13 protein-coding genes are annotated in these 12,902 nt (G+C 62.0%); 12 read left to right on the forward strand and 1 reads right to left on the reverse strand.

The window, feature by feature from the left end; translation table 11 throughout:
* Positions 1–13: 13 nt before the first annotated feature.
* The 9 genes from AKL02_RS03655 to AKL02_RS03695 all read left to right on the forward strand — a co-directional run bounded on the left by AKL02_RS03655 (position 14) and on the right by AKL02_RS03695 (position 8,985).
* On the forward strand, positions 14–730 hold the full coding sequence (locus AKL02_RS03655) for a FadR/GntR family transcriptional regulator (RefSeq protein WP_078545515.1): 717 nt from the start codon (positions 14–16) through the stop codon (positions 728–730).
* A 141-nt stretch (positions 731–871) separates the two neighbouring features.
* Complete coding sequence (locus AKL02_RS03660) at positions 872–2,029, forward strand: fumarylacetoacetate hydrolase family protein (protein ID WP_108722445.1); 1,158 nt, start codon at positions 872–874, stop codon at positions 2,027–2,029.
* 4 nt (positions 2,030–2,033) lie between these two features.
* Positions 2,034–2,570 (forward strand): TRAP transporter small permease, encoded by a 537-nt coding sequence (locus AKL02_RS03665; RefSeq protein ID WP_083079773.1) that lies wholly within the window; start codon positions 2,034–2,036, stop codon positions 2,568–2,570.
* Positions 2,567–3,844: a TRAP transporter large permease gene (locus tag AKL02_RS03670; protein WP_078545521.1), complete on the forward strand. Its 1,278-nt coding sequence runs from the start codon at positions 2,567–2,569 to the stop codon at positions 3,842–3,844. The genes AKL02_RS03665 and AKL02_RS03670 overlap by 4 nt, the downstream gene beginning before the upstream one ends.
* A gap of 50 nt (positions 3,845–3,894) precedes the next feature.
* The gene (locus tag AKL02_RS03675) at positions 3,895–4,923 is read left to right on the forward strand and encodes a TRAP transporter substrate-binding protein (RefSeq protein ID WP_078545523.1); all 1,029 of its coding nucleotides are present in this window, start codon (positions 3,895–3,897) and stop codon (positions 4,921–4,923) included.
* Positions 4,924–5,042: 119 nt separating this feature from the next.
* Positions 5,043–5,804 carry an SDR family oxidoreductase gene (locus AKL02_RS03680; protein ID WP_078604208.1) on the forward strand — a complete coding sequence of 254 codons (762 nt, stop codon included), beginning with the start codon at positions 5,043–5,045 and terminating at the stop codon, positions 5,802–5,804.
* Between the two features lie 77 nt (positions 5,805–5,881).
* Positions 5,882–7,396, forward strand: a complete 1,515-nt coding sequence (locus AKL02_RS03685) for an aldehyde dehydrogenase (NADP(+)) (RefSeq protein WP_083079771.1) — start codon at positions 5,882–5,884, stop codon at positions 7,394–7,396.
* 342 nt (positions 7,397–7,738) lie between these two features.
* Positions 7,739–8,518 (forward strand): relaxase/mobilization nuclease domain-containing protein, encoded by a 780-nt coding sequence (locus tag AKL02_RS03690; protein ID WP_083079768.1) that lies wholly within the window; start codon positions 7,739–7,741, stop codon positions 8,516–8,518.
* 182 nt (positions 8,519–8,700) lie between these two features.
* The gene (locus tag AKL02_RS03695) at positions 8,701–8,985 is read left to right on the forward strand and encodes a hypothetical protein (RefSeq protein WP_133052005.1); all 285 of its coding nucleotides are present in this window, start codon (positions 8,701–8,703) and stop codon (positions 8,983–8,985) included.
* Between the two features lie 73 nt (positions 8,986–9,058).
* Here AKL02_RS03695 and AKL02_RS03700 read toward each other — a convergent pair whose 3' ends face one another.
* Positions 9,059–9,766 (reverse strand): GntR family transcriptional regulator, encoded by a 708-nt coding sequence (locus AKL02_RS03700; RefSeq protein WP_083079763.1) that lies wholly within the window; start codon positions 9,764–9,766, stop codon positions 9,059–9,061.
* A 98-nt stretch (positions 9,767–9,864) separates the two neighbouring features.
* Between AKL02_RS03700 and uxaC the strand changes: the two genes are divergently transcribed.
* The 3 genes from uxaC to AKL02_RS03715 all read left to right on the forward strand — a co-directional run bounded on the left by uxaC (position 9,865) and on the right by AKL02_RS03715 (position 12,900).
* Positions 9,865–11,271 (forward strand): glucuronate isomerase, encoded by a 1,407-nt coding sequence (gene uxaC, locus AKL02_RS03705; protein WP_083079760.1) that lies wholly within the window; start codon positions 9,865–9,867, stop codon positions 11,269–11,271.
* A 28-nt stretch (positions 11,272–11,299) separates the two neighbouring features.
* The gene (locus tag AKL02_RS03710) at positions 11,300–12,280 is read left to right on the forward strand and encodes a TRAP transporter substrate-binding protein (RefSeq protein WP_083079755.1); all 981 of its coding nucleotides are present in this window, start codon (positions 11,300–11,302) and stop codon (positions 12,278–12,280) included.
* Between the two features lie 62 nt (positions 12,281–12,342).
* Positions 12,343–12,900 carry a TRAP transporter small permease gene (locus AKL02_RS03715; protein ID WP_083079753.1) on the forward strand — a complete coding sequence of 186 codons (558 nt, stop codon included), beginning with the start codon at positions 12,343–12,345 and terminating at the stop codon, positions 12,898–12,900.
* Positions 12,901–12,902: the final 2 nt, after the last annotated feature.

Genomic DNA, 12,902 nt, shown 5'->3' on the forward strand with positions numbered 1-12,902 from the left:
TGAGGAATGAGTGATGGATAATGAGTTCGAGCAGATTGCCCGCACGGATCACCTGCCAACGCGGATCGCCACGCAGTTCGCCAAGCGGATTTATGATGGCGTGCTGAAAGCCGGTGACAAGCTGCCGACAGAGCATGCGATGTCCAAGACCTTCGGCGTGAGCCGCACCGTCGTGCGCGAAGCGATTGCGCAACTGCGCAACGAAGGGCTGGTCGAGACGCGACAGGGTGTCGGTGCCTTCGTGGTGGAGCGCAAAGCACGCCAGATCCGTCTCGAGGACGGCAAGAAGATGGACCGGCACGCCTTCAACGATCTCTATCAGGTGCGCGTGCCGCTGGAGATGGAAGCGGCTGCACTCGCAGCAGTGAACCACACCGAGGCCCAGATGGCGGCGCTCGACGCCGCGATGATGGGCCTGTCGGGTATTCGTGATTGGGGCAAGTCGGGCGTCACCGCCGATCTCGATTTCCACCGCATCATCGCCGAGGCGACGGGCAATGACTATTTCGTGCAATTCGTCACCGCGATCTCGGAGCGGATCAGCCATGTCATTACGATCGCGCGCGCCGAGGGGCAGCTCGACGATGTGATCGCGTGGACGATCGAAGAGCACGGGGCGATTTGCGAGGCCATTCGAGCGCGCAATCCCGCCGCGGCACGGGCCGCGATGCAGCGCCATCTGGTCAACTCCGCGGAGCGTGTCGGCCTGCAGTTCGAGTTCGTCGAGTAAGCTGAGCATCACATACGCTTGAGCCGCATAGGCGGCGCAGAATAGGGGTTGTATTTTAGGTTGTAGTGTTGTCTGACATCATATGTCAGTGCGGTATGAGGAGATACTGCGCCCGACAACATGGAGGGGGAATTGGCACCTATGCTCAATTTGGAAACGGGCCGTATTTTGCCCGAGGATGACGCACGCGCCCTGCTGATCGGCCGGGTCTGGTCGAAGGCGGAAGGCGGGCCCTGCGTAACCGTTCTGCGCAACGGAATCCTGCACGATCTTTCTCATATCGCAGCGACGGTTTCCGGGCTTCTGGAGTGCGACGATTTGCAAGCATGCCTGAGGCGCGACGATCTGCCGGTGCTCGGAGCTTTGGAGGGTTTCATGTCCGGCGAGGCCGGTCATCTCTTGGCGCCGATCGATCTTCAGGCGGTGAAGGCCGCGGGCGTCACCTTCGCTGAAAGTATGCTGGAGCGCGTGATCGAAGAACGCGCCGGCGGCAACCTTCAGGCCGCGCAGGACATTCGCGCCAAGCTTGCTCCGGTGATCGGTGAGAACCTGCGCGATATCTCTGCCGGATCGGAAGCCGCTGCGAAAGTGAAGGCACTGCTGCAGGAGATGGGCCTCTGGTCGCAATATCTCGAGGTCGGCATTGGTCCGGACGCAGAGATCTTCACGAAGGCCCAGCCCATGTCATCTGTCGGATGCGGTACCGAGATCGGCATCCACCCGATTTCGGACTGGAACAATCCCGAGCCCGAGATTGTGCTGGCGATCCGCTCGGATGGCACGATTCTTGGTGCGACGTTGGGCAATGACGTGAACCTGCGCGACGTCGAAGGTCGCTCGGCGCTCCTGCTCGGCAAGGCCAAGGATAACAATGCCTCCTGCGCGATCGGGCCGTTCCTGCGGATTTTCGACGACCATTTCACGCTCGCCGATGTCGAGACCGCGGTCGTCACTCTGCGCGTGCGCGGCACCGACGGGTTCGAGATGGCGGGTGAGAGCCGCATGGAGGCGATCAGCCGCTCGCCCGCCGAACTCGCCCGGCAGATGCTCAATCGCAGCCACCAATATCCCGACGGCGCGGTCCTGTTCCTCGGCACGCTTTTCGCGCCGGTGCAGGATCGCCGTGCGCCAGGGCAGGGCTTCACCCACGAGACCGGCGACGAGGTCGAGATTGCTTCGCCGCGGCTCGGGACTCTGGTGAACCGCGTCGCTCGCTGTGATGCCTGTCCCGAATGGGTCTTTGGCAGCCGCGCGCTGATTGCCAACCTGGTCGCCCGCGGCCTCGGCGACAGGGTGTAAGCGGATGCAGAAACTTATCGCACTCTTCTACCGAGGCCTCGACATCCTGCTGGCGCTTCTGCTCGCCGGGATGGCTCTGATGGTCTTTCTCAATGTCATCCTGCGCTACGCGTTCGATAGCGGCATTGCCGTCTCGGAGGAAATGTCGCGCTTCTTCTTCGTCTGGCTGACCTTCATCGGCGCCGTCGTCGCACACCATCACCATATGCATATGGGCATGGAGACAGTGGCCGCGGCCTTCGGTCGTCGCGGACGCATGGTCCTGATGGGGCTGAGCGAGATCGTGATCATCGGCTGTTCGGCGGTGCTCTTTATCGGCACATGGAAGCAGCTGCCGATCAACATGACGATGGGCGCTCCGGTAACGATGATGCCGATGGGCTTTGTCTACGGCACCGGGCTGTTCACGGGTGCCGGGATCATCCTCATCTCGCTCGAGCGGCTCTTCCGGTTGCTGACCGGTCGGATGAGCGACGCCGAGTTCGCCCGCTTCGCAGGCCAACATCATGACGCTGAAGATATCGAGGGGCGTGCATCATGACCCTCGTTGTCTTTCTTGTCGCGCTCATCGGCGCCATGGCCATCGGGGTTCCTGTTGCCTTCGCTCTGATCTTCTGCGGCATCGCGCTGATGGAATATCTGGGGATGTTCAACACCCAGATCATCGCCCAGAATATGGCGATCGGGGCGAATACCTTCACCCTTCTCGCGATCCCGTTCTTCATTCTCGCAGGCGAACTGATGAATGCCGGCGGGCTCTCGCGCCGGATCATCGACTTCGCGATCGCCTGCGTCGGGCATATCCGCGGCGGTCTGGGCATCGTCGCCATCATGGCGGCGGTGATCCTCGCCTCGATCTCTGGCTCGGCTGCCGCCGATAGTGCCGCACTCGCTGCGATCTTGCTGCCGATGATGAGCCGCGCCGGCTATGACGTGCCGCGTTCCGCCGGCCTGATCGCCGCAGGTGGCGTGATCGCGCCGGTCATCCCGCCCTCGATGGCCTTCATTATCTTCGGCGTCGCGAGCAACCTTTCGATCTCCAAGCTGTTCATGGCTGGCATCGCACCTGGTGTCCTGATGGGGACCGTGCTGATCGTCACTTGGCTCTTCGTTGCCCGGAAGGACAAGGCCGAGACGCTGCCGCGTGCCAGCTGGGGCGAGAAAGGCCGGGCAGGGATGCGCGCAATCTGGGCGCTTGGCATGCCGGTGATCATTCTCGGCGGTATCAAGTTCGGTGTCGTCACCCCGACCGAGGCTGCGGTGATCGCGACCTTCTATGCGCTCTTCGTCGGGCTCTTCGTCTATCGCGAACTCACCTTGAAATCCCTGCCGGGCGTGTTCATCGCGGCAGGTCGTACAACGGCGGCGATCATGTTCCTTGTCTGTGCCGCGCTGGTCTCGGCTTGGCTCATCACGATGGCGAATATCCCCGCCGAGCTCGGCAGCATCATCGAACCGCTGATCGAGCATCCGAAGCTGCTCATGGCCTTCATCATGGTGCTGATTATTATGGTCGGCACCGCCCTCGATCTCACGCCGACGATCCTGATCCTGACCCCGGTGCTCTTGCCGCTGGTGCAGAAGGCGGGGATCGATCCGATCTACTTCGGTGTGATGTTCATCATGAACTGCTGCATCGGACTTCTGACGCCGCCTGTCGGTGTCGTCCTCAACGTGGTCAGCGGGGTCGGGAGGATCCCCCTTGGCCGTGTGATCATCGGTGTCTGGCCCTTCCTCGTGGCCGAGATCCTGGTGCTCTTCGTTCTCGTGGCCTTTCCGCAGATCGTGCTCGTTCCGGCACATTGGTTCTACTGACCGGTCACGGGTCAACATTTGCCAACGTTAATTTCCAAAGGGAGGAAACAATGAAAACCAAGGCAATTAAAGCAGCGCTTCTGCTTGGCACGATGGTAGCGGTCGCAAGCCCTGCCGCAGCCGAATTCCACGACCGCACGATCCGGATTTCCAACGGTGTCGCCGAGAACCACCCGGTGCATAATGGCGTCGATGCGATGCAGCAGTGTCTTGACGACAAGACCGGCGGCAAGATGAAGCTTCAGGCTTACTGGAGCGGTTCGCTTGGCGGCGACCTTCAGGCGACCCAGGCGCTTCGCTCAGGCACGCTCGACGCGGTGGTGACCTCGTCCTCGCCGCTTGTCGGGATCGAACCAGCGCTCGGTGTGTTTGATCTGCCGTTCCTGTTCCAGACCAACGAGGAAGCCTACGCCGTCATGGATGGCGATTTCGGCAAGTTCCTGAATGACAAGCTGGCCGACAAAGGGCTGGTCAACCTCGCCTATTGGGAGAACGGGTTCCGTAACGTGTCGAACTCGAAGCGTCCGATCACCAAGTGGGAAGACCTCAAGGGCATCAAGATCCGCGTGATGCAGAACAATATCTTCCTTGACACCTTCGACAATCTCGGTGCCAACGCGACGCCGATGGCCTTCGGCGAAGTGTTCTCTGCACTGGAGACCGGCGCGATCGATGCACAGGAAAACCCCTATGTCACGATCGACACTTCGAAGTTCTACGAAGTGCAGAAATATATCAGCGAGACGAAGCACGCGTATACGCCCTTCCTCTTCCTGTTCTCGAAGCCGATCTTCGATACGTTCGATCCCGACGAACAGGATGCGCTGCGCACCTGTGCAGTCAAGGGCGGCTCAGTCGAGCGCAACGTGATCCAGGATCTCAACAAGAAATCGCTCGAGAAGATGGAAAAGGCCGGGATCAAGTTCAACAAAGTCTCGCCTGAAGAGCTGGCTCGCATGCGTGAGAAGTCGCAGGTCGTCTACGACAAGCACCGCGACGAAATCGGTGGCGACGTCATCGATCGGGTGCAGAAGACGATCGACGGGCTTCGCTCCGAGAAGAAAGCGAGCAGCAACTGAGGCTGCGTAATGTAGTCTCAAGCTGATCCGCCCATTCCCTCGGGCGGATCAAGAGGCGGGCCATGTCCTCCGGCCCGCCTCTCCCTTTTTGGTCACGACACGGACACGAGGATAGGGCGATGAACACATTCGATCTCTCAGGCAAAACCGCACTGGTCACCGGCTCGTCTCGCGGTCTGGGCAGAACCTTCGCGGAGGCGCTGGCGGCCGCGGGCGCGCACGTGGTGCTCAACGGGTTTGATGCCGCACGGCTCGAGCAGACTCGAAAGGAAATGATCGAACAAGGCTACGACGTGAGCGCCGCGGCCTTCGACGTCTCCGACGAGGCCGCCGTGCGCGCGGCGTTCGAGAGGCTCGACGCGGAGGGGCGCACCCCGGACATTCTGGTGAACAATGCCGGTATCCAGTTGCGCCGTCCGATGTTGGAACTGAGCGCGGCGGACTGGCAGCGCGTGCTCGATACCAACCTGACCTCTGCATTCCTTTGTGGCCGCGAAGCAGCTTCGCGGATGATCGCGAAAGGGGGCGGCAAGATCATCAATATCGGCTCGCTGATGAGCGACCTCGCCCGCGTCACGGTCGCGCCCTACACGGTCGCCAAAGGGGGCGTCAAAATGCTGACGCGGTCGATGGCGGCGGAGTGGGCCGGCTCGAACATTCAAGCGAACGCCATCGGACCCGGCTACATGATGACCGACATGACGCGCCCGCTTCAGGAAGATCAGGATTTCGACAGCTGGGTCCGCGGGCGCACACCCGCCGGGCGCTGGGGAAAGCCCGAGGAATTGCAGGGCGCGGTGGTATTTCTCGCCTCGTCGGCCTCGGATTTCGTGAACGGACAAATCCTCTACATCGACGGCGGCATGACGGCGGTTCTTTGAAACCGCGCGCATTGAACGAAGGGTCTCTGCGACGCCGTTCTGCGTCGGGCCCGGTGACGAATTAACAAGGAGACATCATGACCTTCACCCCGCACGGACAACACCTGATCGCCGGCGAATGGATCGGCACCGACAAAACGTTCTCTTCCGACCCAGCCCATGGGCCGAGCCATGAGTTCTGCGTCGGCACGGTCGAGATGGTGAACGCGGCCTGCGAGGCAGCTGAGGAGGCATTCTGGGACTACGGCTATTCGAGCCGTGAGACCCGCGCCAAGTTCCTCGAGACTATCGCCGACGAGATCGACGCACGCGGCGAGGCGATCACCGAGATCGGCACGCAGGAAAGCGGTTTGCCCGAGGCGCGCCTGAATGGCGAGCGCGGGCGCACCGTGGGCCAGCTGCGTCTCTTTGCGAGCCACATCCGCAACGGCGACTATCTCGACCGCCGCCATGACGAGGCACTCCCCGATCGCCAGCCGCTGCCGCGCCCGGATCTGCGGATGATGCAGCGTCCGATCGGTCCGGTCGCGGTCTTCGGCGCGTCGAACTTCCCGCTGGCGTTTTCGACAGCGGGCGGCGACACCGCCGCCGCGCTGGCCGCAGGCTGCCCGGTCGTGGTGAAGGGCCACTCTGCCCATCCAGGCACCGGCGAAATCGTGGCCGAGGCGATCAAGGCCGCAGTCGAGAAGACCGGCATGCCCAAAGGCGTCTTCAGTCTGATCCAGGGCGGACGCCGTGACGTGGGGCAAGGGCTCGTGCAGCATCCGCTGATCAAGGCGGTGGGCTTCACCGGTAGCTTGGGCGGGGGCCGTGCGCTGTTCGATCTGTGTGCCCAACGCCCCGAGCCGATCCCCTTCTTCGGTGAACTCGGTTCGGTCAACCCGATGTTCCTGCTGCCCGAGGCCGCAAAGGCGCGCGGCGCCGAGATCGGCACCGGCTGGGCAGGCTCGCTGACGATGGGCGCGGGCCAGTTCTGCACCAACCCGGGCATCGCCGTGGTCGAGGAAGGCCCGGCAGGCGACGCCTTCGTCGCCGCCGCGAAAGAAGCGCTGTCGGCTTCCGGCCCGCAGGTCATGCTGACAGACGGCATCGCGCAGGCTTATCGCGACGGCAAGGACCGGTTCGATACCCGCAATTCCGTGACTCCGGTGCTGACGACCGAGCAAGAGGGCCGCAACGCCTCCCCGAACCTCTACGAGACGAGCGCCGAGAACTATCTGCAGGACCATGCGCTTGGCGAAGAAGTCTTCGGGCCGCTCGGTCTTGTGGTCCGGGTCTCTGATCCGGCACAGATGGTCGATCTTGCGAAGGGCTTCGAGGGCCAGCTGACAGCAACCATGCATCTCGATGACGGCGATGCGGAGCTTGCCCGCAAGCTGCTGCCGGTGCTCGAGCGCAAGGCGGGCCGCGTGATGGCCAACGGCTTCCCGACCGGCGTGGAGGTCTGTGACGCAATGGTCCATGGCGGGCCCTACCCGGCGTCCACGAACTTCGGCGCGACCAGCGTCGGCACGCTCTCGATCCGGCGCTTCCTGCGCCCGGTCTGCTACCAGAACATCCCCGAGGGCGTGCTGCCCGCGGACCTTGCGTGAGTTTCGTCGGCTTTCGTTTCAGGCAGAACGATGAACAGCCTGAAGTGGTCGCTTAAGCTACACGCTCTTGAGGATGTTGCTGCGTTTGGGAGGCCTTCGATTTTTGGTCGGGCGAAGTCCTTCCCGGGGGGGGGCGAACTATGGTGCCCCCGCGTGCCGCCTTTTTTGAGCATAAGCCGACGCTGCCGCGCTGGCCCGCAATCCGGCCGTTCAAAAAAGCTAACTATAGTCTTTCGTATAGCTAGTTTTCCTGGCGCCGTTTTTCGTGTGCGCCGTCCTGCCCGTTTTTTCAGGTCACCCTCTTATCCTCGAGTGAGAGCGAAGGAAGAGAAGAGGTGATCCATGAGCTATCAGTTCGTCCATATCGAATGTTACTCGGCCGCCCCGCGCAAAGTTAAGGGGGCGCCTGCGCAGGTGAACACGGCCGAGCAGGTCTTTGGCGAGGCGATGCGGGTGCCACGCTATTCGGGCCATTTCGCCGAGCCAAAGGCTCCCACCAAGCTTGACGGGACGACGACGCTCGAAGAACTCGAAGCGCTCTGGACCGAGAAAGTGGAGACGATCCGTGAGACCGTGAAAAGTGCGAAAGGCACGAGCTATCAGCGTCGGCTGCGCCGGGATGCGGCGACGCTTTACACGGAGATACACTCGCCCCCCCTTTCGGTGGAGGCCTTCAGGCGTGATGAGAAGGGCTATCGTCCGCAAATCCTCAGCTGGGCGGAACGGGTGCTTACGCATTTCAAAAGGCGCGTGCCCAAGGGAACTCAATGGGTGGCCGTGCTGCATCTCGATGAGGCCCACGTCCACCTCCACATCCTTGCGATCAATGTCGACGATCCGAAGCTCGATGCGAACAAGCTGCATGCGGGCAAGCGCGCAGCCGCGGAGGTGCGCGCCTCCTGCGAGACTCCTTCGGCCATTTGCTCTCTCCCGCGCCCCATCCCCCAGGCGCTTCCGCCGAGACCGCGCAAGCGGGCTCTTGGTAAACGACCGGAGACCATCGCGCACAACAAGGTACATAATGCCACGCGTCTCGATGCGTGGCGCTCGGACTGTCGCGCGGTGGCGCTGAGAATGCCAAGGCGCTTGCGGCGTGGAAAGAAGAGAACCGTGCCCATCTGAAAGCGGCTCGAAAACTGCGCGGTGAGGTTCCGGAGATAGCCGCCTATCGTGCAGCCATGCGGGAGTTCCAGAATAACTATCACGCGGCGGTCGGAGCGCCTTGCGGGTTGTTGCGCGACGGGCCGCGAAAAGCGCGGCTAACGACGAAACAACATGCCGCGCGCAAGGCGATTGCGGCACAGATGCAGGGGACGTCCGCGGAGCTCGACCGAAGAGCTCTGGATTTTGCGCAAAAGCAGGCCGCTCTGCGCGATGTCATCGCTGCGCTTGCCGAGGGTCGTGCCGAAATCTCGGGTGGCGATATCGTGATGCAGGACATGCCTGCGTTTCTCAAGGAACTCGGTGAGAACAAGGAGGACTGGATGATCCAAGCTGTTCTCGATCTTATCGTGCGGGCTGGAGAGGTCGGGGTTGGTGCGATGCAGCCGGCGCGCGTGGAAGAGATCGAAGGGCCGGGGGTTGGGTAGACGCCCGATGCCGTCACGTTTGTCGACCTTGAGTTCCCAGGTCGAAGTATTCGGCGATCACACCATCCCGACCTCAGCTCTGGTGAGGCGCGACCTCGAAAAGCTCGGTGTGATCGTCCTGAATGCGGTCAATCTGATCGAGGATGCGCGACAAGTGATCGCGCATCGCCTGTGTCGCGCGGTCAAGGTCCCGGCTTTCGAGCGCGCTCAGAATCTTTACGTGATCGTCGAACGCATCGCGCGAGGCGAAAGACAGCGACAGCATCCGCACGCGATCCATGTGGCCCTTATTCTCGGCGATCAGTTCCCAGGTGAAGCCGAGCCCGGCCCGGGTGCATATCTCGCGATGAAACTGATCGTCCAGTTCGTGGAATTTGGTCTTCTCTCCCTTTTCCATTGCGGCACGCTGTTGCTCGATCAGATCGCGCAACGCCGCGAGATCCTCATCGGTCAATGCGGCGACCGCGACGCGCACAGTTTCAACCTCGAGCGCGTTGCGAATGAAGCGCGCTTGCAGCACCGCATCGCGAGAAATCAGCGACACCGTCGTCGCGCGCTGAGGTCGAATCACCAGAAATCCGAGCTTCGACAAACGGTAGAAGGCATCGCGCACCGGCTGACGCGAAACGCCCATCTGCTTGGCGACCTCCACTTCCGAGAGCTTCGTACCCGGCGGCAGGGATAACCCCAGAACCTGTTGGCGCAAATGTTCGAAAACGACATCGGAGACCGACATGCGTGCGTTCTGATCAAGCTGGGTCAAAGGCAGGGGCGCGGGCATCGGAACTCCTCGTTGACGGTCCGGGTATTCTAGCATATTAGTTTATTAGTTCGGTGGTAGTCCACCTAAGAAAATAGCGACGGGGGGAGCGATAGACCATGGTGCTGCTGAATAAAGATCGCCTGCTGCCAGCTGATCCGGGGGTTCGTGCCCTTGCGCGCGATCTCTATGACATGATCAAGGACGCCCCAATCATATCGCCCCATGGCCATACCGATCCGCGCTGGTATGCGCAGAACGAAGCCTTTCCCGATCCCGCCCAGCTTTTCGTGACGCCCGATCACTATGTGTTCCGGATGCTTCACAGCCAAGGCGTGCCGCTGGAAGCGCTTGGCGTGCCGCGCGTCGATGGCGGCGAGACGGAAACCGATGGCCGCAAGATCTGGCGGCTGTTCGCGGAACATTACCACCTGTTCCGCGCCACGCCCTCGCGGATCTGGCTGGACCATGCGTTCGAGACGATCTTCGGCTTCACCGAGCGGCTCAGCGCCGACACCGCGGACATGTATTACGATCGCATCTCGGAGGCGCTTCAGAGCCCGGAGATGCGCCCGCGCGCTTTGTTCGAGCAGTTCAATATCGAGGTGATCGCGACGACGGAAAGTCCGCTCGATGATCTGAAATGGCACCGGATGATCCGCGAAAGCGGGTGGGGCGGGCGCGTGATCACCGCCTATCGCCCCGATCCGGTGGTGGATCCCGATTTCGAAGGCTTCGCGCAGAATGTCGAGACGTTCTGCCAGCTTGGCGGGCAGTCGGGCACATCCTTCGCGGCCTATCTGGACGCCCATCGCGACCGGCGCGCCTATTTCGCGTCTTTCGGGGCGACCTCGACCGACCACGGTCATCCGAGTGCCGCGACGCTCAATCTGGATCGCGCCGCGGCGGAGGCGCTCTATGACAAGGTGCTCGCGGGGAAAGCGGATGCGGCGGAGCGCGAGGCGTTTCGCGCTCAGATGCTGACGGAGATGGCGAAGCTGTCCTGCGAGGATGGGTTGGTGATGCAAATCCATCCCGGCTCGTCGCGCAACCATTCCGATCCTATCCTGTCCCGCTTCGGGCGCGACAAGGGCTGCGATATCCCGACGCGCACCGATTATGTCGCCGCGCTCAAACCGCTTCTCGATGCGGTGGGGCAGACCCCCGAGCTGCGCGTCATCCTGTTCACACTCGACGAGACCACCTATGCGCGCGAGCTGGCGCCGCTGGCAGGGGTCTATCCCTGTCTGCGCCTCGGCCCCGCGTGGTGGTTCCACGACAGCTTCGAGGGCATGTGGCGCTATCGCGAGATGACCACCGAAACGGCGGGCTTCTACAACACGGTCGGCTTCAACGACGACACCCGTGCCTATTTGTCGATCCCCGCGCGCCACGACGTCGCGCGCCGGGTCGATGCCGGATTCCTTGCCAACTTGGTCGCCACCGGGCGGCTGACGGAGGAGGAAGCTTCTGAGGTCATCAACGACCTCACACACAGGCTTGCACGCCAAGCCTACAAGCTCTGATTGAGCACTTTCTGGGAGGAGAGAAGTAATGAAAAAGACACTGACACCTATCGCTGCGCTGCTGATTTCGGCCGCCAGCGTCACGACCGCGTCGGCCTGCGACATGACCCTGCGCTCGTCGGACACCCACCCCGACGGCTACCCGACCGTCGAGGCGGTGAAATCGATGGCCAAGGAGGTCGAGGCGAAGACCGATGGCCGGATCTGCATCGAGGTCTACCCGTCCGCGCAGCTGGGCGAGGAGAAGGATACGATCGAGCAGACCCAGCTGGGCGTGATCGACATGGTGCGCGCCTCGTTCGGCACCTTCAACGACATCGTTCCGGAAACGCAGCTGTTCTCGCTGCCCTATCTGTTCCGCTCGGTCGAGCATCAGCACCACGTGCTCGACGGTCCGATCGGCGCCGAAGTCGGCAAGGCGTTCGAGGCACATGATCTGGTGCAGCTGGCCAATTACGACGCAGGCTCGCGCAGCTTCTACAACTCCGAGCACCCGATCAAATCGATCGACGATCTTCAGGGCATGAAGTTCCGCGTGATGCAGAACGACGTGTTCGTCGACATGATGAAGGCGATCGGCGCCAATGCTACGCCGATGCCCTATGGCGAGGTCTACTCCTCGATCCAGACCGGCGTCATCGACGGTGCGGAAAACAACTGGCCCTCCTATGACAGCTCGGGCCATTTCGAAGTCGCTCCCTATTACACGCAGGATCAGCACCTGATGGTGCCGGAACTGGTGGCGATGTCGCTCACGACCTGGAACAAGCTGAGCCCCGAAGATCAGAATGTCATCAAGGCGGCGGCGAAGAACTCGGAAACGCTCGAGCGCAAGCTCTGGGCCGAGCAGGAAAAGAAATCCGAGGACAAGGTCGAAGCGGCTGGCGTCAAAGTCGTGAAGGACATCGACAAGCAGCCCTTCATCGACGCGATGAAGCCGGTCTACGACAAATACGTGACCACGCCCGAGGCGAAGGATTTGGTGGCGCGCATTCAAGCGACGAAGTGATCTGACCTCTCGACCCCCGCCCATTGCGGCGGGGGCACATTCTTTCCGTGGAGTTCCCACCGATGCGCAACGTTGTGGAAAAACTGGCCGTCTGGACGGGCTGGTTGGGCCGGGCTGCCCTATGGCTATCAGGGATCGGTCTGGTGCTGATGACGGCTTTCGTCTTCGCCCAGGTCTTCTATCGCTACGTTCTCGGCTCAAGCCTTTTCTGGGCCGAGCCCGCGAGCGTGATCTTGATGGGCTGGTTCATCTTCCTCGGCGCGGCTGTCGGCATCCGGGAGGGCTACCACCTCAGCTTCGACGTGCTGCTTTTCGTGCTGCCCGAAAAGGTGCGCCTGACCTTCTTCTCGATCTCGGACCTCGTTGTCGCGGCTTTCGGTTTCGGGATGCTCAAATACGGCTGGGAGCTGGCGGACAAGATGGCCGCCACGACGATTTCGGGGCTCGGCGTTTCCGGGGCTTTCCGCTTCGTGCCGGTCGCGGCGGGCGGAGCGCTGCTGATGATCTTCTGCGCCGAGCGCATCCTGCGCCGGCTCGCGGGTCTGTCTACGTCGCGGTTCGGCGACGATCACGATGCGGCAGAGCTTGAAGGCAATGCTGTAACTGGCAAAGGGAACTGAAC

The organism is Thioclava electrotropha, assembly GCF_002085925.2.
In the GTDB taxonomy this organism is placed as follows: domain Bacteria; phylum Pseudomonadota; class Alphaproteobacteria; order Rhodobacterales; family Rhodobacteraceae; genus Thioclava; species Thioclava electrotropha.